This window comes from Cryobacterium sp. LW097, from assembly GCF_002205495.2.
GTDB classification, from domain to species: domain Bacteria; phylum Actinomycetota; class Actinomycetes; order Actinomycetales; family Microbacteriaceae; genus Cryobacterium; species Cryobacterium zongtaii.
The window spans coordinates 2558856-2583778 of the sequence record NZ_CP021992.1; the positions used below are offsets into that span (position 1 = coordinate 2558856).

Genomic DNA, 24923 nt, shown 5'->3' on the forward strand with positions numbered 1-24923 from the left:
TCTCGGACTGAGAGAGAAGCCCCGAGAATTTTCGATTCTTGGGGCTTTTCTCACGCTTCGCGGGCGATGGGTAAAGTTGACCCAATGTGGATCTGGGGAGTGGGCGCGGCCGGGGTGGCCGCGCTGGTCGCGTGGGGCGTGCACGCTGCACTTCCCGCGGTACCGCTGCTGACGGCGGCCGTGCTGCTCGGCATCGTGGTGGGGCAGCTGCCCGTGCTGCGTCCGGCGGTCATCGGGATGCTCGCGCCCGGCCTGACCCTGGCGTCCCACCGGCTGATGCGCCTGGGCGTGGTGTTGCTGGGCCTCAAGCTCAGCCTGGTCGACATCCTCGGTCTGGGCTGGGTCACCATCACCAGCACGGTCCTCATCGTGGTGCTCACCTTCTTCGGCACCCTGTGGCTCGGCCGCCGCGTCGGCCTACCCGGACACCAGCCGCTGCTCATCGCCACGGGCTTCGCCGTCTGCGGCGCGTCTGCGATCGGGGCGATGAGCGGCGTGGTCAAGGCCAAGGACCGGGAGACCGCCACCCCGGTGGCGTTGGTGACCCTGTGCGGCACCCTCGCGATCGGCGTGCTGCCGTTACTCTGGCATCCGCTGGGCCTGACCGACCTCCAGTTCGGCCACTGGGTCGGCGCCGGTGTGCACGATGTGGGCCAGGTGGTCGCCACGGCGCAGATCGCCGGGTCGGCGGCCCTCGCCGTGGCCGTGGTCGTCAAGCTCACCCGGGTGCTGATGCTGGCGCCACTCGTGGCCGGCGTGGCGGTGTACGAGCGGCGGCGGGCGGGCACCGTCGATCGCACGGTCCGGCGGCCGCCGGTGGTTCCCCTGTTCGTCGCGGGGTTCCTGGCCATGGTGCTGGTGCGCACCTTCGTTCCGCTGCCCGCCACCGTGCTCGAGTCCATCGATCTGGTACAGACGGTGCTGCTGGCCATGGCGCTGTTCGGCCTGGGCACCGCGGTGCGCCTGTCCGAGCTCCTGCGCACCGGCGGCAAGGCCCTCGGCGTGGGCCTGGCCTCCTGGCTGCTGATCGCCCTGCTCGCTCTGGCCGCCGTCCTCATCAGCTGACGGTCGCTGCTGTGCAAGCCGGGCGGAGGTCATGTGGCGCACTGTTACGCCACTCCGCCCGCGGTCCCGCGCCGGGCCGGTAGCGTACCCGCATGGCAGATCGCGAGTACGGCTTCACCACCAGGGCAATCCACGCCGGGAACATCCCCGACGCAGTGACCGGGGCCCGGGCCCTGCCCATCTACCAGACCAGCGCGTTCGTGTTCGACGACACCGCGGATGCCGCGGCCCGGTTCGCGCTGCAGAAGTACGGCAACGTCTACTCCCGGCTGTCGAACCCCACTGTGGCTGCGTTCGAGGAGCGCATCGCGAGCCTCGAGGGGGGCCTGGGCGCCGTCGCCACGGCATCCGGCCTGGCCGCGCAGTACATCACCTTCGCCAGCCTGGCCGGGGCCGGCGACCACATCGTCTCCAGCGCCAACCTCTACGGCGGTTCGATCACCCAGCTCGACGTGACCCTGCGCCGCTTCGGCGTGGAGACCACCTTCGTGCAATCCGCCGACCCGGCCGACTACGCCGCCGCGATCACCGACAAGACCAAGCTGATCTTCGCCGAGACCGTCGCCAACCCGTCCGGTGAGGTCGCCGACATCGAGGGCCTCGCCGCGGTGGCGCACGCCGCCGGAATCCCGCTGATCATCGACTCCACCATCGCCACGCCGTACCTCTGCCGGCCCATCGAGTGGGGCGCCGACATCGTCATCCACTCCGCCACCAAGTTCCTCGGCGGCCACGGCACCACACTCGGCGGCGTGGTCGTGGAGAGCGGCCGGTTCAACTGGCACAGCGACAAGTTCCCGCTCTTCACCGAGCCGGTGTCCAGCTACGGCGGCCTGGAGTGGTCGGGCAACTTCGGTGAGTACGCCTTCCTCACCCGCCTCCGCGCCGAACAGCTGCGCGACATCGGGCCGGTTCTCGCGCCGCACTCCGCGTTCCTGCTCGCCCAGGGTGTCGAGACGCTGCCCTACCGGCTGCAGGCGCACGTGAACAACGCCCGCATCGTGGCCGAGTGGCTGGACGCCGACCCGCGCGTCGACTTCGTCAACTGGGCCGGGTTGCCCAGCCACCCGCACTACGAGCGCGGCCTCAAATACCTGCCCAAGGGCCCCGGTTCGGTATTCAGCTTCGGCGTCAAAGGCGGCCGCGACGCCGGTCGTACCTTCATCGAGTCCGTCGACCTGGCCAGCCACCTGGCCAACATCGGCGACGCCAAGACCCTCGTCATCCACCCGGCCTCCACCACCCACGCCCAGCTCAGCGAGCAGCAGCTCGCCGATGCCGGGGTTCTGGCCGGCCTGGTGCGCATCAGCGTGGGCATCGAGGATGTCGACGACATCATCTACGATCTCGACCAGGCGCTCAGCCAGGCCGCAGCGGGGGGACGCTCATGAGCACCGAGACAGTCCAGCTCACCAACGGTTTGAGCTGCAGCGTTCCCACAAATTCGCCGCTGGCCAAGCTGCTGCGCACCCAGCGCACCTGGGAGGGCCCGGACGCCAAGGCGCGCCTGGGCATCCTGCGGCGGGCACAGTCGATCGCCATCGTGGGCGCCTCCCCCAACCCGGCCCGGTCCAGCTACTTCGTGGGCACCTACCTGCAACAGTCGAGCGACTACAGGGTCTACTTCGTCAATCCGCGTGCCGACACCATCCTGGGCCAGAAGGCCTACCCCGACCTGGCGTCGCTGCCCGAGGTACCCGACATCGTCGATGTCTTCCGCAAGGCCGCCGACATCCCCGCCGTGATCGACGACGCCCTCGCCGTGGGCGCCACGACGGTGTGGGTGCAGCTGGGCATCTGGAACCAGGAGGCCGCGGAGTACGGCGAGGCGAAGGGGCTCACCATTGTGATGGACCGCTGCATCAAGATCGAGCACGCCCGCTTCCACGGCGGCCTGCACCTGCTCGGTTTCGACACCGGGCAGATCACGGCGCGCAAGACCATCAGGTAGCCGCCCGCGTACGATAGAGCGGGTGACTGCGTACGTATCGGCTCTCGACCTCTTCTCCATCGGAATCGGTCCATCCAGTTCCCACACTGTCGGCCCGATGCGGGCCGCCCTGGCCTTCGCCCAGCACCTCGCCGAGAGCGGGCGGCTGCCCGAGGTGCGCCGCATCCGCTGCTCGCTGTTCGGCTCGCTCGGCTCCACCGGTCTCGGCCACGGCACGCCCGACGCGATTTTGGCGGGCCTGGCGGGCCTCACCCCGGAGACCTGCGACCCCGCCGAGGTGCGCAATAGCTGGGTCGATCTCACCGACGGGTCCACCCTGCGCCTGAACGGCAGCCACCCGGTTGCTGTGCAGAAGAGCGACGTGGTCTTCGAACCGCGCACCCGGCTGCCCGGACACCCCAACGCGATGACGCTGTCGGCCTGGGGGGACGACTCGAGCGGCACCGCGCTACTCGAGGAGACCTACTACTCCATCGGCGGCGGCTTCATCCGTCGCGACGGCGACCCGGTCCGGCCTGTAGCCACGGTGGTCCAGCCGATGCCGTACGCCTCGAGTGCCGCCCTGCTCGCGCTCTGCGACAGCCACGGCATCGGCATCTGCGATGTCGCGCGCGCCAACGAGGAAGCCATCCACGGCGCCGACGGGTTGGATGCCGGGTTGGACGCGATCTGGGCTGCCATGCACGCCTGCGTCGAGGCGGGCCTGCGCGTGGACGGCACCCTGCCCGGCGGTCTCGGCGTCAAACGCCGTGCCTCCGCCATCCGTATGCAGCTGGAGGAATACGACGGTCTGCAGCAACGCGAGCGGGACACCTCGACCGAGTGGCTGCACGCCTTCGCCCTCGCGGTCAACGAGGAGAACGCGTCCGGCGGCCGCGTCGTGACGGCGCCCACCAACGGCGCCGCGGGCATCATCCCCGCCGTCGCCCACTACTACCTGCGTTTTGTGCCCGGCGCGAGCGCGGCCGGCATCCGTCGGTTCCTGCTCACCGCGGTGGCGATCGGCTCGCTGGTCAAGGCGAACGCCTCCATCTCCGGCGCCGAGGGCGGCTGCCAGGCCGAGGTCGGCTCGGCCTGCGCCATGGCCGCGGGGGCGCTCTGCGCGGTGCTCGGCGGCACGCCCCGCCAGGTGGAGAACGCGGCGGAGATCGCGATGGAGCACCACCTCGGCCTGACCTGCGACCCTGTCGGCGGACTCGTTCAGGTGCCCTGCATCGAACGCAACGCCATCGCCGCGTCGACGTCGGTGTCGGCGGCCCGGCTGGCCCTGCACGGCGACGGCACCCATCTGGTCTCGCTCGACACCGTCATCGAGACCATGCGACAGACCGGCCTGGACATGATGACCAAGTACAAGGAAACCAGCGAGGGCGGCCTCGCGGTCAACGTCATCGAGTGCTGAGCGCCCGGCCTTTCGGGTCAGCGACCGCCGCCTCCGCCACCGCCGGAGAAGCCGCCACCTGAGGTTCCTCCGGAGGAACTGCTGCCGCCGGAGCCCGACCGTGACGACCCCGAACCCGACCCCGAACTCTTCGTCGGTGTTGTGGCGAAGCTCACCCGACCTATCGAGCGGGTGTACCCGGCGACGTTCTGGGTGAACACGGCGGTGCCACCCGCGCCGGAATACCAGGTAGTCGCGCAGGCCCAGCAGGTAGTCCCGCTGCCTGGCGCCCTTCTCGCTGGTCGGTGATCGAACCGCGCAACCGTTCGAGCCGGTCGCCGAGTTTCTGGTCCGTGGTGTCCAGCCGCAGCCTGGCACCGTTTTTCAGCTGGGGGCCCAGGGCAGTGAGGATGTGCGACAGATCCTCCGGCGGGGTGTACTGCACGATGATGGTGCCGGGGGTGAAGCCGACCGCGATGGTGATGTTCTCCCCCGCAACCAGATCGCGGGAGGGCGCGATGATTACGGTGCCTGCCGCATCCGTGCTCGTCTCGATGGCGCACGGGTCGCCGCCCCCGTAGTATCCGGCGTAGCAGGCCGCGTCGCCGGTGAGAGCCTTCGTGAGCGCCCCGGCGGATGCCCCGGCCAGGGCCAGGACCGCGGCCAGCACACGCCGGCGCTGCAGAATCTGTCGGTGTGTCGTGGTTCCCCCGGCTCGATCATATCCAGCGGGTACCTGGCGACGCGGCCCGGTGTCCCCCGTATTAGGCACAGCACGCCGGCTGCGCCGGGAGAATCCTGACCTAAACTGTCTTCTCGGGGGTACACCATCAACAATCTCACCAGTTCACCGCAGTCGGCTGCGCCGCGCCTCTCTGTTCCGCGCCCAGTTGCACCGCGTCGCACTGCCCAGACCCGGCCGACCCGACGGGCCGTCGTGCTGTCGGTGATGCTGATCGGTGGCCTGGCCTTGGCCGGCTGCGCCGCCGCGCCCGCACCGGTGGTGACGGCGACTGTCGTGGTCACCCAAACACCGACCCCCACGCCGACGCCCACGCCCACACCGACCCCGACCCCGACGCCGGCGGCCGAGGCGCCCGCGCCGGAGCTCACCGGAAACCCCGAGGTGCCGGCCGAGCCCATTCCGGAGGGCCCCGCCGTTGACCTCGGCGCGATTCCCGGCGCCCAGGCCGCGCCGGAATACGACGGCGCCGGCAACCCGATCAGCTACACGGTCATCGAGGGCGATTCGTTCTTCGATATCGCCCAGCGCTTCGACCTGCCGATGCAGCAGCTCCTCCGCATGAACCCGAAGGTCGCCGGGCTCGGCGAGGACATCTACCTCCGCCAGGTCATCAACCTCGACTGGACCAAGAACGGCTGAGCCCGCGGGCCGGCGGTGACAAGCGCGGGTCAGCGCACGGACGCGTGAATGCGTTCGATCAGCTCGATGGTGTGTGCCGAGTCGACAGCGTTGACCGGCAATGGCGCTCCGCGCAACAGCGCATTCGCCAGGCCCTCGTAGAAGGCCGTGTACTGGCCGCGCTGGGTCGGCACGACCTGGCTGGCGCCGTCGGCGCCGAGCCGGCCCCAGGTGGCTTCCGGTTCGAGGCCGAAGTCGGCGTCGCTGGGCAGGTTGCCGGCCTGGATGGCGGCCTCCTGGCCGTCCACTCCCCATTTGGTGTACCCCGCGGCCGAGCCGAGCACCCTGAACCGTGGGCCGGTCTGGGCCGCGAACGAGCTTACCCAGAGGTGCGAACGCACCCCGGAGCCATGGTGCAGCGACACAAACGAATCATCGTCGGCGGCGCCGCCCGGCCGGCGGGTGGACAGTTCGGCGGTGAAGTCATCGACCGGGCCGAAGAGCAGCACGGCCTGGTCGATCAGGTGCGCGCCGAGGTCATAGAGCACGCCGCCGCCCGCGGCCGGGGTCGCCCCGGCCTTCCAGCTGCGCGGGGTGCCGGGCTTGAAGAACTCGAACCTGGACTCGAATCTGTAGACGTCGCCGAGGGCGCCATCGGCCAGGAGCGCTTGAAGGGTGAGGAAGTCACCGTCCCAGCGTCGGTTCTGGAACACCGTGAGCGGAAGCCCCAGGCTCTCGGCCCGGTTCAGCAGCGCCCAGCCCTGCTCGGAATCCACCGCGAACGGCTTGTCGATGACCACGGCGAGGCCCGCATCGAGGGCGGCGTTGGCCAGCGCCACATGGGTGTCCGGCGGGGTGCCGATGATCACGAGGTCGAGGTCGGCCGCCTGAGCGAACAGCGCCTCGGCGGTGGGTACGATCCGCACCCCCGGGTAGCTCTCGATGGCCTTGGCGCCCCGATCGGGGTCGCCGGTCACGATGGCCTCGAGCGAGAAGTCGGGGTTGGCCGCGAGGAACGGTGCGTGGAAGACCCGGCCGGAGAGCCCGAAGCCGATGACGGCCGCGCGGATCGGGCCGGTCCGCGGGGTAGGCGTTCCCCCGGTGGCCGCCGAATTCGGCTGGGCGCCGTGCTGCGGTCCCGGACCGGGCCGCGGGCCCGGCTTGGGTGCCGGCTTCGGCGTCATGATCGGGGTTTCCGGCTGGTTGTCTGAAGTGGCCATGGCCCGAGGTTACGCCGGTTCGGGCGCCCTCCCGCCCACAACTGTTCCCGTTCCGGGCAATTGCACCCGGCACACCGGGCGCACTTGTCCGCTTCGGGAACAGTTGGGCGCGGTGAGGAGCGGGCGAGGAGCGGGACCGGCGGCTAGAGCCGGTTGATCCCGGTCACCGTCAACGCCGGCACTCCCAGTTCGTCGGACTCGGCGAGGTCGATCGTGGCGCTGATGCCCCAGTCGTGGTCGCCGGCCGGGTCGTCGAAGATCTGCCGGGCGGTCCACACGGTGGCACCCTCGTCGAGGATGAGCAGTCCGGCACCGCGGGCATTCGCCCCGGCCAGCAGCTCGTCATGATCGGCGTAGTAGCCGTCCATGGCGTCGGCCCAGGCATCCGCCCCGAAACCGCTGTCGCGGTCGAGGTCGCCGAGGGCGTCGTAGTTCTCCAGCGCGGCCAGCTGCACCCGGCGGAAAAGTTCGTTCCGCACCAGGATCCGGAATGCCCGGGTGTTGGTGGTGAGCCGGTGCGGCGCGGGCGGCACCACGGCGTGCGCCGTCGACTCGTGCGCGGCCAGGTCGGGGTGGATGAGTTCCTCCCACTCGTCGAGCAGACTGGAGTCCACCTGCCGCACGAGCTCGCCGAGCCACTCGATCAGGTCGAGAAGGTCTTCGGTCTTGGCCTCGTCGGGGATGGTCTGCCGGGCGGCCCGGTAGGCATCCGAGAGGTAACGCAGCACCACACCCTCGCTGCGAGCGAGCTTGTAGTAGGCCACGAACTCGCCGAACGACATCGCCCGCTCGTACATGTCACGCACCACGGTCTTGGGCCGCAGCGGGAAGTCGGCGATCCAGGGCTGGGACTGCTTGTAGGTCTCGAACGCGTAGCTGAGCAGCTCGTCCAGGGGCTTGGGCCAGGTGATCTCCTCGAGCAGCTCCATCCGCTGGTCGTACTCGATGCCCTCCTGCTTCATCGCGTTCACGGCCTCACCGCGGGCGGCGAACTGCTGACCCATCAGCACCGGCCGCGGGTCGTCGAGGGTGGACTCCAGTACCGAGACCATGTCGAGGGCATAGGTGGGCGCCTCGATGTCGAGCAGGTCGAACGCGGCCAGCGCGAACGGCGACAGCGGCTGGTTGAGCGCGAAGTTCGCCTGCAAATCGACGGTCAAACGGATGCTGCCGTCCGCACCCTGCTCCACGATCCCGGCCGCACGCAGGGTCTTGTAGATCCCGAGGGCCCGGCGGGCGTGGGCGAGCTGACGTTTCCACGGCTCGTGGTTGTCGAACACCAGCGAGTACACGTTCGCGAAAGCGTCGCCGCCGCGGGCGATCACGTTGATCAGCATGGCGCTGGTCATCTGCATGCTTGAGGTGAGGGTCTCCGGCTCGGCGTCGACGAGGCGCCTGAACGACGGCTCGCCCCAGGATACGAACCCCTCCGGGGCGCGCTTGCGGATGATCTTGCGCTTCTTCTTCGGGTCGTCACCGGCCTTCTGGATGGCCTTGAGGTTCTCGGTCTCGTGGTCGGGCGCCTGGATCATCACGGTGCCGGCGGTGTCGAAGCCGGCCCGGCCGGCCCGCCCGGCGATCTGGTGGAACTCGCGGGCGTTGAGCTGGCGCATTTTGACGCCGTCGTACTTGGTCAGGGCGGTGAACAGCACGCTGCGGATCGGCACGTTGATGCCCACGCCGAGGGTGTCGGTGCCGCAGATCACCCGCAGCAGGCCGCGCTGGGCGAGCTGCTCCACCAGCCGGCGGTACTTGGGCAGCATGCCGGCGTGGTGCACGCCGATGCCCATCCTGATCAGCCTGGAGAGGGTCTTGCCGAAGCTGGTGGTGAACCTGAACTCGCCGATGAGTTCGGCGATGGCCTCCTTCTGCTCCTTGGTGACCACCTTCACGCTGGAGAGCGCCTGGGCGCGTTCCAGGGCGGCCGCCTGGGCGAAGTGCACGATGTACACCGGCGCCTGGCCGGTCTTGATCAGGTCCTCCACGGTCTCGTGCACGGGCGTGGTCTCGTAGAAGTAGTGCAGCGGCACCGGGCGCTCCACACCGGTGACCACGGCGGTGTCCCGGTTGGTGCGGCGGGACAGGTCGGCGGCGATGTCGGTGACGTCGCCGAGGGTGGCCGACATCAGGATGAACTGTACCCGCGGCAAGAGCAGCAATGGCACCTGCCAGGCCCAGCCGCGGTCGGGGTCGGAGTAGAAGTGAAACTCGTCCATCACGACCTGGTCGACCGGGGTGTCCTCGCCGTTCCGGAGCGCCAGGTTGGCCAGGATCTCGGCGGTGCAGCAGATGATCGGAGCGTCGGAGTTGACCGACGAGTCGCCGGTCATCATGCCCACGTTCTCGGCGCCGAAGATCTCCACCAGGGCGAAGAACTTCTCGCTCACCAGCGCCTTGATCGGGGCCGTGTAGAAGGTGCGCTTGCCGGCCGAGAGGGCGGCGAAGTGCGCCCCGATCGCCACCAGGGACTTGCCGGTGCCGGTGGGGGTGGACAGGATCAGGTTCGCGCCCGACACGATCTCGATGACAGCTTCCTCCTGCGCCGGGTAGAGCCGGAGGCCCGCATCCGCTGCCCACGCTTCGAAGGCCTCGAAAAGCTGGTCGGGATCGGTGTTGTGCGGGAGGGCGGTGAGGGTTGCCATGATCCCCCAATCCTCCCCTATCCGGCCGGAGGAGTCCTCCACCGCATCAGCCAGGCCATCAGGTAGGCGCGGCTGTTGCCGTCGTCGATCCGCTCCTCCGGCAGGCTCGCCGCCGCGGTCAGGGCGTCGGATGCGGCCTCTGGGCCGCGCAGGCCGGCGTACATCAGTAGGTAGTCGCCGAACATCACGTCGTAGTTGCCTTCCGGCAGGGCGTCGGCGAGGTTGGCGCTCACCCTGTCGGGGTCGCCGCCGAGGTAGCCGGCGACCGGGCTCATCGGCAGCACCAGGATGCCCAGCATGGCGCTGGGCTCGGCGCTGAACCAGGTGGCGTAGTCGCGCTTACCGCCCCAGACCAGCGACGTGACGGTGTGGTCGAAGCCCGCATAGACCGGGTCGTCGAGGTCGAAGTCGGTCCAGTAGGCACGGGACGAGGCCGCCTCACTGGAGAGCATCCACTCGGCCTCGGCCGCGAGGTCGGCCTGGTCACTGGCGGCGGCCCAGAGCGCCAGTCCGTTCCACGCGGTCACGGCCTCTGAACTGGATTCCTGGTTGTTCCCGTCGCCGAACGGCGAGGTGCCGCTGGCCCAGGAGTGGCCGGCGTAGGCGTCGAACACCCTTCGGTCCGGGAAGTACTCGCTGCCGCCGCTGGTGGCGAGGTCGGCGGCGAGCAGATTCAGCACCGGCGCCCAGCGCTGTGCGGCCTCGGGATCGTCGGCCGCGACCACCGCCGCGGCATAGAAGAAGTAACCGTAGTGGAAGTGGTGGTCGTTGAACTCCTCGGAGCCGAACGACGTGGCCAGGCCCACGATCCCCTTCGCGTCCGGGTCGTAGACGAAGCACCGTTCGGTGCGCTGGGCACAGGCGTCGGGGTCCGTCCAGTCGTCGAGGGCGGTGCTGAGCCGGTCGGTGAGCGTGGCCACCGCATCATCGGCACCCACCTGCCGGGCCACCTCGAGCAGGTTCGCGGCCCGGTAGAGGGACTTGCCGCCGAAGTAGGTGTCGGCGGCGAAGGTCGTGGTGGCCGCCACATCAGCTCGCACCTGGTCGGCCAGCGCGGCGCGGTCCTCGTCACCGAGAGCCGAGAGGTCCAGGGCGCCGCTGGGAGCGACCGCGGGCACCGACCAGCTCAGCTGCCTGCCCTCGCACACCGTGAGCGCACCGTAGATGCTCGGGTACTCCCCCGCGGTGCACGACGCACCGTCGGCGAGACCCTGTGCCTGGTGCGGCAGCGCGGCGATCAGGGTGTCGCCGCCGTCGCCGGTGTCGTACTGGATGGTCGTGGTGGCCGTATCCGTGCCGGCGACGTACTCGACGCTGGTGCCGATGACCGGGTGCCGGGCCGCTTCGGCGAAGGCCGTGAGCGTGCCGCCGTCCGGCAGTGCAAACCAGGTCACGGATTGGCCGGCCGTGAGGGACAGGTCGGTGCCGGACGAAAGAGTTCCCGCACTGACCAGGCCGTAGGTGCTGCCGGCCACGTCGACACTCCACACGCCCTTGTCGGCTTCGCTGAAGGCTGTCGGCATGGTGAGGGCGACGTCCGCAGCGGCAGTGAAGGACACGAACGGCGACCCCTCGGCGATCACCGTGCTGCCGACCGTGGCGCCGTCGATGGACTGGCCGATCGTGACGGATGCTTCGTCGTAGGCGGTCACCGCCTGCTCCAGCCCGTCGCCGTCGCCGACCTGCACGCCGATCTGACCCGCGAAGCCGCCCCTGATCACGTTGGTGTCCGCGGACACCTCCGGCAGTCCGAAGGCGAAGCCGGAGTCGCTCAGTTGGAAGGAGAGGGGCAGCGGGAACACCGGCATCGATTCCTCGCCGAAAACCAGGCCGGAGAACCACCGGTTGGTCGGCGGGATGAGCCCGTCGGACAGGCGCGCTGTCGGCAGGGCCTTCAGACTCTGCTGAGGAAGGGCGTCGACCAGCGGCGCGACCTCGTTGCCGGGGAAGATGGCCGCGCCGGGGGTCGAGGCCTCGGTGTCGACCGGTTCAACGGCATCCGTCGTGGTGCACGCGGTGAGCGCGGCGGCGATCACGAGGCAGGTGGCGACGGCGAGGATGCGCGGTGTTCTCTGCACGATCACAGCCCGATCGTCCGGAGGAACCCGAACAGGCCGTCGCTGGCGCCGGCGAGGAGGCCGTCGTCGCGCAGTTCTATCGTCGCCGTGACCGGGGTGCCGGGTGCGATGAGCCCGTTCGCGGCGCCGTCGACCAGGTCCGGGCTCAGGACCCTGGCCGTGGTCTCGGCATGGCCGTTCGCCGTCTGCACGTCCAGGGTGTCCATGGTCCCGGCCACCCTGGTCTGGTTCGGCAGCACGATGTCGACGGCGGCGCCGGGTTCGATCCGCGCGTAGTCGCCGCTGGTGAGGACGAAATCGGCCGACACGAACAGGGACCCGGCCTGGTCGATGACGGCGAGCACCTGCCCGGCCTGCACGAAGGAGCCGCGCTCGGTGCTGACGTCGGTGAGGGTGCCGTCGACGGCGGCGGTCAGGGTGAGCACGCCGTCCTCGGCCACCGAGTAGGCCACGCTGTCGACGGTGACCAGCCCTTCGGCAAGGTCGGCCTGCAGGGTGGGGCTCTGCAGGGTGAACAGCGCCTGACCCGCCCGCACCTGGTCGCCGTCCTCGACGAGTCGCTCCATGACGGTTCCGCCATAGTCGGAGCCCACCGGATACTCCGCCGCCTGAATCGAGGCGGAGGCGCTCATCACCTGGGCCTGCCGCTGGTTGAAGACGAGCGTGAGGACCGCGACGACGCCGACGACGACGACGAGTCCGAAGAAGAGCTTGAACCGGTTGGCCCAGGTCATCAGGACACCATCCTTCGGGTCAGGGCGCGGGTGCGTCGTGCCAGGTGCGCCTCGTGCATTGCCGTGCCGACGAAAGTGCCCAGGATGAGAGTGTTGGTCACATTCCAGGCCGTGGCCAGGGTGAGGGTGCCGATCGAGAGGTCACGCCACACCGCCACCACCGAGGTGAGCAGGAGGAATACGAAGAAGAGCACCTGCGGGATCATGAAGTTGAACGGCGATCTCACCCGGGACCGGTTGCCCGTGGCGCTCCAGTGCTGTTCCTTGCCGACCAGGACGTTCATCAGCGCGGCCACGTAGATGGGGAACGACGCCGTGGCGAGCATCAGGGTCTCCCAGCGGAACGAGCCCATCGTGTAGAACGCCAGAAGCACCTGCATCAGGTAGAAACCCGCGTAGTACAGCAGCCAGGTCACCACCGTGGTGGAGAGGTTCATCGGGCGCAGGTCGAGGTAGATCTCCAGCGGTGGCACCAACAACAGCAGCAGCGGCGCGATCCCGGTGAGGTAGAAGGATGCCGTGACCAGGTACTGCAGACGCTGATCGAAGGTGAGACGGCGCCGCGGGCTGAGCGGGTTGCTGTGCAGCAGGATCTCGAAGCCGCCCGTGGCCCAGCGCAGTTGCTGTTTCGTGTAGGCCTCCACGGTGTCCGGCGCGTGTCCGGTTGCCAGCACGGTGGGGATGTAGATGGTTTTCCAGCCCGCCTCGTGCAGCTTCAGCGACGTCCAGACGTCTTCGGACTTGGAGTCGGTGTACATGCCGCCGATGTCGTTGATCGCATCTCGCCGGAAGATCACGTTGGTGCCCACGCAGAAAGCGGCGTTGAATCGGTTGCGACCGGGTTGGATGAACCTGTAGAAGACCGCCTGCATGTATCCGGCGCCGCGGGAGATGACGTTGTGCAGGTTGCGGTAGGCCTGGGGGGTCTGCACGAAGGCGACCTTGTCGTCGATGAAAAACGGCAGGGTCTCGATGAGGAACTCCCGCTTGGGCACGAAGTCGGCGTCGAAGATCACGAAGTACTCCGCAGTGCTCGCCGTGAGCGCGTGATTGACGTTGCCCGCCTTGGCGCCGTTCGAGCTCAGCCGGCGCAGGTAGCGCACGCCCAGCTCGGCGGCCAGATCACGCACCTCGTCGGAACGGCCGTCGTCCAACACCCAGGTGAGGTGCTCACCGTGCATCGCCCGCACCGCGGTCACGGTCTCCCGGATCACGTCGATGTCCTCACCATACGTGGTGACGAACACGTCGATGGTGGCCGGGTGGTCCCCCAGGTGCAGGGGCCACCGCTCGGGCTGGTCCTTCAAGCCGTCCCGCGCTATTGATCTGCCGCGCACCAGAGTTGCCTGGGTACGGTGAAAGTCGAAATCCCGAGTATCTGTAGACCCGGACAGGATCGTCCACATCGACAGCAGCGCCTGGAAGATCAGGATCGACTCGGCCATGATCACGAGCGAGTATGGCAGCCAGTCGCCGCGGCTGGCCGGATTGAGCAGGAAGTGGGCGTAGGCCAGGATTCCTACCGTTGCGATCAGAACCAGCATGACGAGGGACGGCGAGTGCGCGTGCCCCGTCGACTTGGGTCGAACCGGGTGATCGTCGATCGCCAGTTGGTGGGTGGGGATCCGGTGCATAGCCTCGGGCGGCACTACTGAATCCACCGGGGATTCGGGTGGAGTGGGTATGCCAAGGCTGGGATGAAGGGAAGTCATCCGTCTCTCTTTCGGTACCGGATTCGGGTCCGGGGTTCGCGAACGGGATCTCGGGCGAGGTTCGCGTGCTGGTTCTGAGCGCGAGCATGAGCGGGTTCGACAGGGCCCTGAAACACGCGGCAACACCGACCGGGTCTGGCCTGGGTGTCGGCCGACCGGAGAGTGTGGGCATCGTCGTCCGGGTTCGCGGGATCTATCGGGATCGGGATCCGTGAGGGATCGGGATGCGGATGGAGCGACGAGGTGCCGTAGGGTGCGGCGAAGACGACGGAACAGGGGAGGTCGGGTGCGACCGTTCGTCGTGGCGGGTAGGTTCACCATAGGTCCGTGGCGAGAGTTCTGACTATCGGTTCCCTCAACGTTCTCGTGTTCGTAACACGGCTGTAACCCGGTGCTCGGCCCCGCTCTCACCCCCAGTCTCGTAAGGGATTCGTAAGGGCGGGTGCGCCCGTCTCACAGGCGGTAAATCTAAGCTGATCCCATGTCCAGCTCCGCCTCCCCGACACCGGCTCGCGCGCTGCCCGCCTTGGCCGGCCTGGCCGCGGTTCTGGCCGGATTCGGTCTCGCCGAACTTGTCGCCGGGCTCATCGCACCCGGTGCCAGCCCGGTGCTGGTGGTCGGTGCTCTGCTGATCGATCTGGCGCCGGTCTGGGCCAAGGAGCTGGTGATCTCGCTCTTCGGCACTGCCGACAAGGTGGCGCTGATCGTCTTCATCGCCCTGGTCGCGGCGTTACTGGCCGCGCTGGCCGGCATCCTCGAATACCGGCGTGCCCCGTTCGGCCGGTTCGTGATCGTGGCCGCCGGCTTGGTCGCGCTCGCCGCGGCGCTCACCCGCGCCGGGGCATCCCCGTTCGACGCCGTGCCTCCGGTGCTGGCGATGGTAGTGGCCGCCCTGGTGCTCACGATGCTGATCAACCGGCTGCGCGTCCGCCGGGCCCCCACGGCGGCGACGGCCGAGCTGGACCGTCGCCGGTTTCTCGTCTACACCGGCATCAGCGCCGGTGCCGGCGTGCTCGCGGCCATCGGCGGCCAGCTGCTCACGGCCGGCAGCCGGGCAGCGGATGCGGCCAGGGCACTGTTCCCCCTGCCGGTACCTTCCACGCCGGGCACCCCGATTCCCGCCGGAGCATCGTTCGACATCGATGGCCTCACGCCGATCATCACCCCCAACGCGGAGTTCTACCGCATCGACACCGCCCTCTCGGTGCCGCGCATCGACCCGTCGACCTGGACCTTGAGGATCACCGGGCTGGTCGAGAACGAGGTGGAGATCAATCTCGCCGAGCTGCTGGCCCTGCCACTGGCGGAGAGCACCACCACGTTGGCCTGCGTGTCGAACTACGTGGGCGGCAACCTGATCGGCAACGCCGTCTGGCTCGGATACCCGATCCGTGACCTGCTCGCCAGGGCGAAGCCGCTCGCCGACGCCGACATGGTGCTGTCGCGCAGCCAGGACGGCTGGACCGCCAGCACCCCGCTCGAGGCCCTCACCGACGACCGCGACTCGATCCTCGCCGTGGGCATGAACGGCGAGCCGCTGCCTCTCGAACACGGCTACCCGGTGCGGATGGTGGTGCCCGGCCTCTACGGGTACGTGTCGGCCACGAAGTGGGTCACCGAGCTGGTGGTCACCCGGTTCGACCAGGAGACGGCGTATTGGTCCACCCGCGGCTGGTCCCAGAAGGGTCCGGTGAAGCTGTCCTCGCGCGTGGACGTACCCCGCGAGAATGCGAGCGTTGACGCCGGAACGGTGACGGTCGCCGGCGTCGCGTGGAGCCAACACGTGGGCATCTCGGCCGTGGACGTGCAGGTGGACGACGGCGACTGGAACCCCGCCACCCTGGCCGACGCGATCTCTGTCGACACCTGGCGGCAGTGGCGCTGGGATTGGGACGCCCCGAGCGGCTCGCACACCCTGCGGGTGCGCGCCACGGATGCCAACGGTTTGGTGCAGACCAGCAAGCTCGCCGATGTCGCGCCGGACGGCGCCACCGGCCTGCACGAGATCAGCGTGTCGATTTCGTGACCACGTCGAAGCAGGTGCCCGGGTTGAGCCCGAGCGACATCGCCCATTTCGAGGGTCTACTGCGCGGTCAACGGCTCGATCTCGAGCGGGAGCTGGGCCGGCAGGGCGACACCCTGAACGCCGTGCGCGCGGCGCGCAGCGGCGGGGACGCCGACGACGAGCACGATCCCGAAGGCCCGACCCTCTCCGACGAGTGGTCGCTTCGGGCGGGGGTGCACGCCGAACTGGCCGCCGCCCTGGCTGCCATTGACGCGGCCCTGGTGCGCATCGAGGACGGCAGCTACGGCCGGTGTTTGCGCGGGGGTGAGCCGATCGGCCGCGAGCGGCTCGAGGCCCGCCCGGCTGCGGAGCTGTGTATCGACTGTGCTCGGGAGTCGTGACCGATTCGCGGGCATGGATGGCTCACCCTTCCTCCACAGGGCGGTCTTTTTCGACCCTTCCACAGCTTCGTTTCTGGGCCTGGGAGTGTCGGTGGTGGGTGCTTCACTGTGCCTATGGCCACCTCAGCTGCCACACCCGATCACACCCCCGGCGACACCTGCGATGCCGCTTCGGACCCCGCGGTCAGTGCTGCGGTGGATCCTGTCGCGGCGGCGATCAGCGCGGTCATCGACCCGCTGATCTTGAACGAGAAAGTGATCGCGGCCGGCTACGCCGAGCGCAGTCGGCTGCTGACCGAGCTGGACCGGCTGGGCCATGAACCGCGCATCCTCGCGGGTCTGTGTGGTGACCCTGTCGAGTCCGGTCGGAACGACCCTGATACCGGCGCGCACGGCCCGGCCTGGGACGACGAGGAGCTCGCCCGCCGCAGCATGGCCGCCGAGGCCGCCGGGGCGCTACGGCTGACGGCCACCACGGCGGGCATGATGATCTTCGACGCCGCCCGGCTCACCGGCCAACTGCCCGGCTTCCACCAGGCGCTGAGCCGCGGCAGCATCACCTGGGGCCACGCGGTGAAGATGCTCACCCTCACCGACGGCGTCCCGGAAGAGATCCTGCCCGACGCCTACCGTGACCTGCTCCTGGACGGTGTCGGGCCCAGTGGCCTCGGCCACGGCATCCGCGGCACGGTCAGCATCACGGTGCCGGCACTGACCCTGCTGGGCCGAAGCGACGAACCCGCCATCCTCGACGGCTACGGCCCCATCGACCCCGAAACCGCCCGCCGGATCGCGGGCACGGCAACCAGCTGGTCCCGCATCCTCACCCACCCCGAAACCGGCTGTCGACTGAGCATGGGCCGCGACACCTACAACCCGCCCGCCGACATGCGCCGCTACCTCGACGCCCGCGACCAAACCTGCCAGGGCATCGGCTGCAACCGGCGAGCAACGCTCAGCGACATCGACCACACCCGGCCCTGGTGCACCGGCGGCCCCACCGACGTCGACAACCTCGTACACCTCTGCAAGGCCTGCCACCGCCTCAAACACCAATCCAGCTTCACCACCCGCCAAGGCCCCGGCGGCGCCCTCACCTGGACCACCCCCGCCGGCAAGACCTACACCTCAGCCCCCACCAACACCGACCCCACCACCTACGACCCCGCCAGCTACGTCACCGCCCGCCACGACAGCCGCACACCGAGACTCGGAATCGACGGCCCTCCCCCGTTTTGACCGCCGCCTCTGGCCGGATTCCGGTGCACGCGCTACAACTAGGGCATGAACGAGCCCGTTGATACCCCGGACGCCACCACCCGATGGATGCAGGGGTACCTCAAGGCCTGGTCCTCGAACGATCCCGATCACATCAACGCACTCTTCACCGAAGATGCCGAGTACTACACCGACCCGTTCGGGGAACCACGGCGCGGACGCCCAGCGATTGTCGCCGGGTGGCTGGATCACGCCGACGAGCCCGACAGTTTCACCTTCGAGTGGTCGCCGCTGATGATCACCCCCGAGATGTCCATCATCGACGGCGTCACGCGCTACGCGGCCGGTCCGGTCTACAGCAACCTCTGGGTGATCCGCTTCGCTCCAGACGGCCGGGCCCGGGAGTTCATCGAGTGGTGGATGGACCAGGCCCGGCCGACCGAAGACAGCTGAGGGCCACGCCCGACTGGAGTCGTGACACTGGTGAATCGTCCCGGCACACGCTACAACAGGGGTGACACAGGAACCCGCCGCAGAAAGGACACCGTCATGGGAATCGTCTCCTCAGGCTTTTTCGGCCGCGGACGCCGCGACGACCCGACTCTCCCACCCGGCCAGCACCTCACCGACGGGTTCCCGGTGCTTTCAGCCGGCCCCACCCCGCGGATCACTCCGGAGGAGTGGGAGTTCACCATCACCACCGAGACCGGCCAGGTGCACCGCTGGAGTTGGACGGAGTTCCTCGCGCTCCAGCAGGATGACGTGAGCCGCGACATCCACTGCGTCACCAGTTGGTCGAAGCTCGGCACCAGCTGGCGCGGCGTCTCGCTCGACACCCTTTTCGAATCGGTCGAGTCCGACTGCGAATTCACCATGGCGCACTCCTACGGCGGTTACACGACCAACGTTCCGCTCGACGACCTGCTCGACGGCAAGGCCTGGATCGCGCACGAGTTCGACGGTGAGGCACTCGAACCGGCCCATGGCGGCCCTGCCCGCCTGCTGGTTCCGCACCTGTACTTCTGGAAAAGCGCCAAGTGGGTGCGCGGACTCGAGATGCTCCGGCAGGACGAACCCGGTTTCTGGGAGAGCAACGGCTACCACATGTACGGCGACCCCTGGCGCGAAGAGCGCTACTGGTGAGAACCGGTTGGAGAGTGGCGGAGGTGATCGGCGTGACCCCGGAGACCCGGACCGCCCGCACCCTGCGTCTGCGCTTGCCCGGCCTGACCGGGCACCGCGCCGGCCAGCACGTCGACGTGCGCCTCACCGCCACAGACGGGTACACCGCCGTGCGCTCCTACTCGGTCGCGTCGGCGTCACCCGGGGACGAATTCGACCTCACGGTGGAGGAGCTGGCCGACGGTGAGGTGTCGCCCTATCTTGTGCACCAGGTTGCCGTGGGCGACCAGCTGGAGGTGCGGGGCCCGGTCGGCGGCTGGTTCGTCTGGGACCCGGCCGATCCCTCGCCCGTGCAACTCATCGCCGGCGGCTCCGGAGTGGTGCCGCTGATGGCCATGCTCCGCGCCCACGCGGCCGCCGACCCCGCCTCCCCCGGCGCCGCCGCCCCGTTCCGCCTGCTCTACTCGGTGCGCGCACCCGATGCCGTCTACTACGGTGCCGAACTCGACGACCTGGCCCGCTCGCCGCTCGCCGATGTCTCCGTCGTGTACACCCGCCAGGCACCGGCCGGCAGTGGCCGGCCACCCCGGCGCCTGGATGCGGCGACCCTGGTGGAGAGCGTGCTACCGGCCGCCGAAAACCCCGCCGTGTTCGTCTGCGGCGCCACCGCCTTCGTCGAAAGCGTCGCCGACTGGCTCGTGCAGGCCGGCCATTCCCCCGATCGGATCAAAACCGAACGCTACGGCGGCACCGGGACCAGACCGTGACCGACAACCTCGACGACCTCGACTACCTGGACGGCAACGCCGCCGCCGGTCCGCTCAGCGAGTTCTTCGCCATCGACGTCGTCAGCGCCCGCGGCCGCTGCGCCTCCTGCGGCCGCATCGATGCCCTGGCCACCGCCCGGTTGTACCCCAACTCCCACGGACTGCTGTTGCGCTGCCCAGGCTGCGCCGAGATCCTGATGCGGCTCGTCGACACCGGCGACAGCGTCTGCCTCGACCTGCACGGCCTGAGCTTCATCGAGCTGCGCCGCGGCTGACGGGCTTCCCAGCTAATACCCGCTTCCACCCGCTTAGGCTGAGTTCGGCGGTTCCTCCGCCCTTCGAGCTGGAGTGTGCATGCAGGGATCGGTCATTCTCGACGTCATTCTGGTCGTGCTGCTCGTCGCCAGTCTGGGCGCCGGCTACCGCAGCGGCCTGATCGGCAGCCTGAGCGGCGTGCTGGGCCTCGTCGCCGGCGCCGTCGCGGCGTACTTCGTGGTGCCGCTGGTGCCCACCTGGGTGTCCGCCGCCGAGTGGCGCACTCCGGCCTCCATCGCCGCGGCGCTGCTGCTGGTGATTGCCGGGCTCACCATCGGTGAGTCGATCGGTCTGGCCCTCCGCCGCCGCACCCCGCGCAAGCTGCGCGGCGTCGACAGGCTCTTCGGCGCCGTGATCGGCGTGGCCGCCGCCGCCGCCGTGATGTCGATGGTCGCGTTCAGCGTCGGCGCCCTGGGCATTCCCCCGCTCACCTCCGCCATCGCCTCGTCGGGGGTCGTGCGCACCATCGACTCGGTCACCCCCGATCCAGTGAAGAGCTTCCTCGCACAGCTGCGTTCCACCGTCGTCGACGACGGCCTGCCCCTTATCGCGGATGCCTTCGGCGGCCAGAGCCCGACCCTGCCAGAGGCCCAGCTCGACAGCGCCGCGCTCGACACTGCCGCGGCATCCGTGCTGCGTATCACCGGCAACGCCGTCGCCTGCGGCCAGAGTCAGTCCGGGTCGGGTTTCGTGATCGCCCCCGAACGCGTGATGACCAACGCCCACGTTGTGGCCGGGGTCACCGAAGCCGTCGTGGAGGTGCCGGGAGCCGGTGCCTTGACCGGCGAGATCGTCTACTTCGACCCCGTCGACGACCTCGCGATCATCGCCGTACCCGGTCTGGCCGCCGCACCGCTGACCCTGCAGGGTGACCTGGCCGTCGACAGCGAGGGCGTCAGCCTGGGCTACCCGTTCGGCGGGCCGTTCGACTCCGATCCGGCCAGGGTCATGTCGGTGGGTTCGGTGCTCGTCGCCGACATCTACGGCCAGTCCCCCACCGCCCGGGCCGTGTACACGCTCGCCGCGGACGTGCAGCAGGGCGAGTCGGGCGGGCCGCTGCTCAGCGCCGACGGCCGGGTGGCCGGCGTGATCTTCGCCAAGGCGGCCAATACCGCCAACGTGGGCTACGCCCTGGCTATGTCCGAGGTTGCCCCGGTCGTCGACCAGGCCGACGGCCTCTCCGCTATGGTCAGTTCCGGTACCTGCATCCAGGGCTAGGTCCACCGGAAGCGGGGGTATGGTGACCGCATGACTTTTCGGCCAGAGGACTACCGGGCCCCGCTCGAGCAGGCGGTTCGGTCCGCCGCCGAGTGGTTGGATTCGCTGCCGTCCCGGCCCGTGAAACCGGCGGCGCCGGTCGACCAGCTGGCGGCGGCCTTCGCTCGCGCCCTTCCAGAGGAACCTGCCGATCCCGCCGCGGTGGTGGCCGAGCTGGCCACGCTGGCCGAACCCGGACTGATGGCCATCGGCTCCGGCCGCTTCTTCGGCTGGGTGATGGGCGGCACCCTGCCCGCGGCCCTGTCGGCGGACTGGCTGGTGAGCGCGTGGGACCAGAACGGCGGACTGCGCTATGCGACACCGGCGACCGCGGCGATCGAGGAACGAGCCGGTGCCTGGATTCTCGACCTGCTGCATCTGCCAGCCTCGAGCGCAGTGGGCTTCACCACCGGCGGCACGATGGCTAACTTCGTCGGCTTGGCCGCCGGCCGAGGCGCGGTGCTCCGCGCGGTCGGCTGGGACGTCAACCGGGATGGCCTGACCGGCGCACCACGGGTGAGCGTACTGGCCGGCGCCGAGGTGCACAGTTCGGTGATCCTCGCCCTGCGCTACCTGGGCTTGGGCGAACCGACCCTCGTCGCCGCCGACCCGCAGGGGCGCATCCGTCCCGACGCCCTGGCGGACGCACTGGCGACGGTCACCGGTCCCAGTCTGGTCGTCCTTCAGGCCGGCAATCTGCACTCGGGCAGCTTCGACCCGATGCGCGAGTCGATTCGGTTGGCCCACGATGCCGGGGCCTGGGTGCACGTCGACGGCGCCTTCGGGCTGTGGGCGGCAGCGAGCCCCCGCTGGGCTCCCGCCCTGGCCGGACTGGACACCGCCGATTCGTGGGCGACGGATGCCCATAAGACCCTCAACGTTCCCTACGATTGCGGCATCGCCATCGTCGCCGACCCGGCCGCCGCGCGGTCCGCGTTCGCGGCACACACCAGCTACTTCGTGCGGGACGACGCCGGCACCGCCGACCCGATGGATCTGGTGCCCGAGCTGTCCCGACGCGCGCGCGGCGTTCCGGTGTGGGCGGCGATGCGCTCCCTCGGTCGCAGCGGCACGGTGGCCCTCGTCGAGGGACTCGCCGACAACGCCAGCGCCCTCGCCACAGGGTTGGCGGCGCTGCCCGGTGTCGAGGTGCTCAACGACGTGGTCTTCACCCAGGTGTCGGTCTCGTTCGGCACCGATGACCGCACGGTCCGGGTGACGCAGGCCCTCATCGCGGACGGGGCGGTCTGGATGTCCGGGTCGGTCTGGTCGGGGCGGGCGGTGTTGCGCATCTCGGTCAGCAACTGGTCCACGGATGCCGCCGATGTGGCTGTGGCCGTCGACGCCGTCGCGCGCGCCCTGGCCACGGTCACCACCGCCGACCGGGAGTGACCCCACTCGCCCAGCTGGCAGACTGGATTCATGACTATCACCGCCGCCGCAGACGGCTCGGCCCTTGGCAACCCCGGACCGGCCGGCTGGGCCTGGTACATCGACGACAACAACTGGGCCGCCGGCGGCTGGAAGCACGCCACCAACAATCAAGGCGAGCTCAAGGCCGTCCTCGAACTGTTCCGCGCCACCGCGCATGTGGACGACGACCTGCTCGTGCTCTGCGACAGCCAGTACGTCATCAACGCCATCACCAAGTGGATGCGCGGCTGGAAGGCCAAGGGCTGGCGAAAGGCCGACGGCAAGCCCGTGATGAACCTCGACCTGTTGCAGGAGCTCGACGAGGCCCTGGTGGGCCGCAAGTACCGGTTCGAGTGGGTCAAGGGCCACGCGAACCACCCGCTCAACGAGGCCGCCGACTCCCGCGCCCGTGCCGTCTCCGAGGCGTACCAACGGAATGCCACGATCCCCACCGGGCCGGGCTTCGTGGCCGGCGGGCCGGTGCCGGCTGCCGCGGTTGTGAAGACGGCCCCAGCAACGACCCCGGCTGCGAAGACCGCGCCGGCGAAATTCGCCGCACCACGCGCATCCGCCGACCTCGGCCTGTTCGACTTCGAGGTCGAGCGCCCGCACACCGTGCAGGTCTCGCTGAGCGCCGAGGAACTCGGCCGGCTCAAGCGCCGGGCGAGCGGCCGCGGAGTCAGCCCGGAAGAGCTGCTCCGCGACCTGATCTGACTAGCGCCGCGGCTTGACCTTCGGCTTCGCGGCGTTCTTGTTCGGCAGCAGCGTATTGGCCTCGTCCAGCGACATCCCGTTGGTCTCCGGCACCTTGGTGAGCACGAATAAGAAGGACAGGCCGGCGAACAGGGCGTACATGCCGTAGGTGAGCGGCAGCGACCAGGCCGACATCGGCGGGAACGTCACGGTGATGAGGAAGTTCGCGATCCACTGCGCGGCCGCGGCCAGGCCGAGAGCCTTGGCGCGGATGGTGTTCGGGAAGATCTCCCCGAGCAGCACCCAGACCACCGGTCCCCAGGAGGCACCGAAGGAGATCACGAAGACGTTCGCAGCCACGAGGGCGATCGGTCCCCACGCACCCTGCAGCGCGAGCTCGCCATCGACCATGACCGATTGGCTGAACGCCACGGCCATAGTCGCCAGCGACACCGTCATGCCGATGGAACCGGTCAGCAGGATGGGCCGGCGGCCGACCCGGTCGACCAGCGCGATCGCCACCAGGGTGACCAGAATGTTCGTCACGGACGTCGCGACCGAGATGGCCAGCGAACTGGACTCTTCGAAGCCCACCGCGCTCCAGAGAGTGGTCGAGTAGTAGAAGATCACGTTGATGCCCACGAACTGCTGGAACACCGACAGGATGATGCCCACCCAGACGATGGGCTTGAGACCGAGCATCGGGCCGCGCAGCGACCCGGTGCGCTTGGCGCGGGTGTCGTCCTCGATCGAGGCCTTCATGTCGCGCAGCTCACGGTCCACGTCGCCGTGCGGCCACACCTTGTGCAGCACCTCGCGCGCCTTCTCCTCCTTGTCGTGCAGCACCAGGAAGCGCGGCGATTCGGGCAGCAGCAGCGCGATCACGCCGTACACGACCGCGGGGATGGCCGCGACCAGGAACATCCAGCGCCAGGCCTCCAGCCCCCACCAGAACATCTCGCTGGCGGCGCCGGCCGTCGACGCGAACACGGCGTCGGAGAGCAGGGCGGCGAAAATACCGATGGTGATCGAGAGCTGCTGCAGGGAGCCCAACCGGCCACGCATCTGCCGTGGCGAGATCTCGGCGATGTAGGCGGGGGCGACCACCGAGGCGAGCCCGATACCGATACCCCCGACGACGCGCCAGACGATCAGATCGACCACCCCGAACGCGAGTCCGGAGCCGATCGAGCTGGCGAAGAACACGATCGCGCCCACGAGCATCACCGGGATACGCCCGAACTTGTCCGCGAACCGTCCGCCGAGGAAGGCGCCGGTGGCCGCGCCGAGCAGGGCACTGGCCACGGCGAACCCGGTGATGGCCTCGGTGAGGCCGAACTGCCCCTGGATGGCCTCGACCGCACCGTTGATCACCGAAGAGTCGAACCCGAAGAGGAACCCTCCGAACGCGCCGGCGATGGCCAGCGCGATGACCTTACGATTTGTCGCTGGTTTGCCATCCCCGCCAGCCGATGTGCCGGCCGGCGTCCGGTCCTTCTTCGGTTCTGTCCTGTTAGTCATCGCCACTTCCCCCGCATTCGCTGGTGTCTTCGCCGTCTGGGCAACCCGAAAATCCTACGCCTGCC

At 69.2% G+C, this 24923-nt stretch carries 22 protein-coding genes; 15 read left to right on the forward strand and 7 right to left on the reverse strand.

Annotation, left to right across the window (positions count from 1 at the left end; genetic code table 11):
* Window positions 1–84: 84 nt before the first annotated feature.
* The 4 genes from B7495_RS11935 (at window position 85) to B7495_RS11950 (ending at window position 4418) form a co-directional block, all read left to right on the forward strand.
* Window positions 85–1065: a YeiH family protein gene (locus B7495_RS11935; RefSeq protein WP_240632230.1), complete on the forward strand. Its 981-nt coding sequence runs from the start codon at window positions 85–87 to the stop codon at window positions 1063–1065.
* A 92-nt stretch (window positions 1066–1157) separates the two neighbouring features.
* Window positions 1158–2456, forward strand: a complete 1299-nt coding sequence (locus B7495_RS11940; protein ID WP_088456756.1) for an O-acetylhomoserine aminocarboxypropyltransferase/cysteine synthase family protein — start codon at window positions 1158–1160, stop codon at window positions 2454–2456.
* On the forward strand, window positions 2453–3016 hold the full coding sequence (locus B7495_RS11945) for a CoA-binding protein (protein WP_088456757.1): 564 nt from the start codon (window positions 2453–2455) through the stop codon (window positions 3014–3016). The genes B7495_RS11940 and B7495_RS11945 overlap by 4 nt, the downstream gene beginning before the upstream one ends.
* A gap of 22 nt (window positions 3017–3038) precedes the next feature.
* Window positions 3039–4418 (forward strand): L-serine ammonia-lyase, encoded by a 1380-nt coding sequence (locus tag B7495_RS11950; RefSeq protein WP_088456758.1) that lies wholly within the window; start codon window positions 3039–3041, stop codon window positions 4416–4418.
* Between the two features lie 160 nt (window positions 4419–4578).
* Here B7495_RS11950 and B7495_RS19125 read toward each other — a convergent pair whose 3' ends face one another.
* A complete protein-coding gene (locus tag B7495_RS19125) occupies window positions 4579–5067 on the reverse strand; it encodes a hypothetical protein (protein ID WP_168195317.1) in 489 nt (162 codons plus the stop codon).
* A gap of 267 nt (window positions 5068–5334) precedes the next feature.
* Here B7495_RS19125 and B7495_RS19130 point away from each other — a divergent pair, with 267 nt between their 5' ends.
* Window positions 5335–5781: a LysM domain-containing protein gene (locus B7495_RS19130; RefSeq protein WP_168195318.1), complete on the forward strand. Its 447-nt coding sequence runs from the start codon at window positions 5335–5337 to the stop codon at window positions 5779–5781.
* Window positions 5782–5810: 29 nt separating this feature from the next.
* Here B7495_RS19130 and B7495_RS11970 read toward each other — a convergent pair whose 3' ends face one another.
* From B7495_RS11970 to B7495_RS11990, 5 genes are all read right to left on the reverse strand, one after another.
* A complete protein-coding gene (locus B7495_RS11970; protein WP_240632231.1) occupies window positions 5811–6980 on the reverse strand; it encodes a Gfo/Idh/MocA family oxidoreductase in 1170 nt (389 codons plus the stop codon).
* A 143-nt stretch (window positions 6981–7123) separates the two neighbouring features.
* Window positions 7124–9622 (reverse strand): RNA helicase, encoded by a 2499-nt coding sequence (locus B7495_RS11975; RefSeq protein ID WP_088456762.1) that lies wholly within the window; start codon window positions 9620–9622, stop codon window positions 7124–7126.
* Window positions 9623–9639: 17 nt separating this feature from the next.
* Complete coding sequence (locus tag B7495_RS11980) at window positions 9640–11706, reverse strand: glycosyl hydrolase (RefSeq protein ID WP_088456763.1); 2067 nt, start codon at window positions 11704–11706, stop codon at window positions 9640–9642.
* Entirely contained in the window at window positions 11703–12434 is a 732-nt protein-coding gene (locus B7495_RS11985) for a biotin/lipoyl-binding protein (protein ID WP_088456764.1), read from the reverse strand. Before B7495_RS11985 ends, B7495_RS11980 begins: the two co-directional genes overlap by 4 nt.
* Window positions 12434–14083: a glycosyltransferase gene (locus tag B7495_RS11990; protein ID WP_240632232.1), complete on the reverse strand. Its 1650-nt coding sequence runs from the start codon at window positions 14081–14083 to the stop codon at window positions 12434–12436. The genes B7495_RS11985 and B7495_RS11990 overlap by 1 nt, the downstream gene beginning before the upstream one ends.
* A 544-nt stretch (window positions 14084–14627) precedes the next feature.
* Here B7495_RS11990 and B7495_RS11995 point away from each other — a divergent pair.
* The 10 genes from B7495_RS11995 (at window position 14628) to B7495_RS19665 (ending at window position 23358) form a co-directional block, all read left to right on the forward strand.
* On the forward strand, window positions 14628–16172 hold the full coding sequence (locus B7495_RS11995; protein WP_088456766.1) for a molybdopterin-dependent oxidoreductase: 1545 nt from the start codon (window positions 14628–14630) through the stop codon (window positions 16170–16172).
* Window positions 16169–16552 (forward strand): TraR/DksA C4-type zinc finger protein, encoded by a 384-nt coding sequence (locus B7495_RS12000; RefSeq protein WP_205748674.1) that lies wholly within the window; start codon window positions 16169–16171, stop codon window positions 16550–16552. Before B7495_RS11995 ends, B7495_RS12000 begins: the two co-directional genes overlap by 4 nt.
* Before the next feature lie 114 nt (window positions 16553–16666).
* Window positions 16667–17791: an HNH endonuclease signature motif containing protein gene (locus B7495_RS12005; RefSeq protein WP_088456767.1), complete on the forward strand. Its 1125-nt coding sequence runs from the start codon at window positions 16667–16669 to the stop codon at window positions 17789–17791.
* A gap of 45 nt (window positions 17792–17836) precedes the next feature.
* A complete protein-coding gene (locus B7495_RS12010) occupies window positions 17837–18223 on the forward strand; it encodes a nuclear transport factor 2 family protein (protein ID WP_088456768.1) in 387 nt (128 codons plus the stop codon).
* Between the two features lie 96 nt (window positions 18224–18319).
* Window positions 18320–18913, forward strand: a complete 594-nt coding sequence (locus B7495_RS12015; RefSeq protein WP_088456769.1) for a sulfite oxidase-like oxidoreductase — start codon at window positions 18320–18322, stop codon at window positions 18911–18913.
* A gap of 23 nt (window positions 18914–18936) precedes the next feature.
* Complete coding sequence (locus tag B7495_RS12020; protein WP_370028151.1) at window positions 18937–19659, forward strand: ferredoxin reductase; 723 nt, start codon at window positions 18937–18939, stop codon at window positions 19657–19659.
* Entirely contained in the window at window positions 19656–19934 is a 279-nt protein-coding gene (locus B7495_RS12025) for a DUF6510 family protein (RefSeq protein WP_088456771.1), read from the forward strand. Before B7495_RS12020 ends, B7495_RS12025 begins: the two co-directional genes overlap by 4 nt.
* Window positions 19935–20013: 79 nt before the next feature.
* Window positions 20014–21192 (forward strand): MarP family serine protease, encoded by a 1179-nt coding sequence (locus tag B7495_RS12030; RefSeq protein WP_088456772.1) that lies wholly within the window; start codon window positions 20014–20016, stop codon window positions 21190–21192.
* 30 nt (window positions 21193–21222) lie between these two features.
* Window positions 21223–22623: an aminotransferase class V-fold PLP-dependent enzyme gene (locus tag B7495_RS12035; RefSeq protein ID WP_088456773.1), complete on the forward strand. Its 1401-nt coding sequence runs from the start codon at window positions 21223–21225 to the stop codon at window positions 22621–22623.
* A gap of 30 nt (window positions 22624–22653) precedes the next feature.
* The gene (locus B7495_RS19665; protein WP_088456774.1) at window positions 22654–23358 is read left to right on the forward strand and encodes an RNase H family protein; all 705 of its coding nucleotides are present in this window, start codon (window positions 22654–22656) and stop codon (window positions 23356–23358) included.
* Here the strand turns inward: B7495_RS19665 and B7495_RS12045 are convergent, their stop codons facing one another.
* A complete protein-coding gene (locus tag B7495_RS12045) occupies window positions 23359–24858 on the reverse strand; it encodes a sugar porter family MFS transporter (protein ID WP_088456775.1) in 1500 nt (499 codons plus the stop codon). It lies immediately after the preceding gene.
* Window positions 24859–24923: the final 65 nt, after the last annotated feature.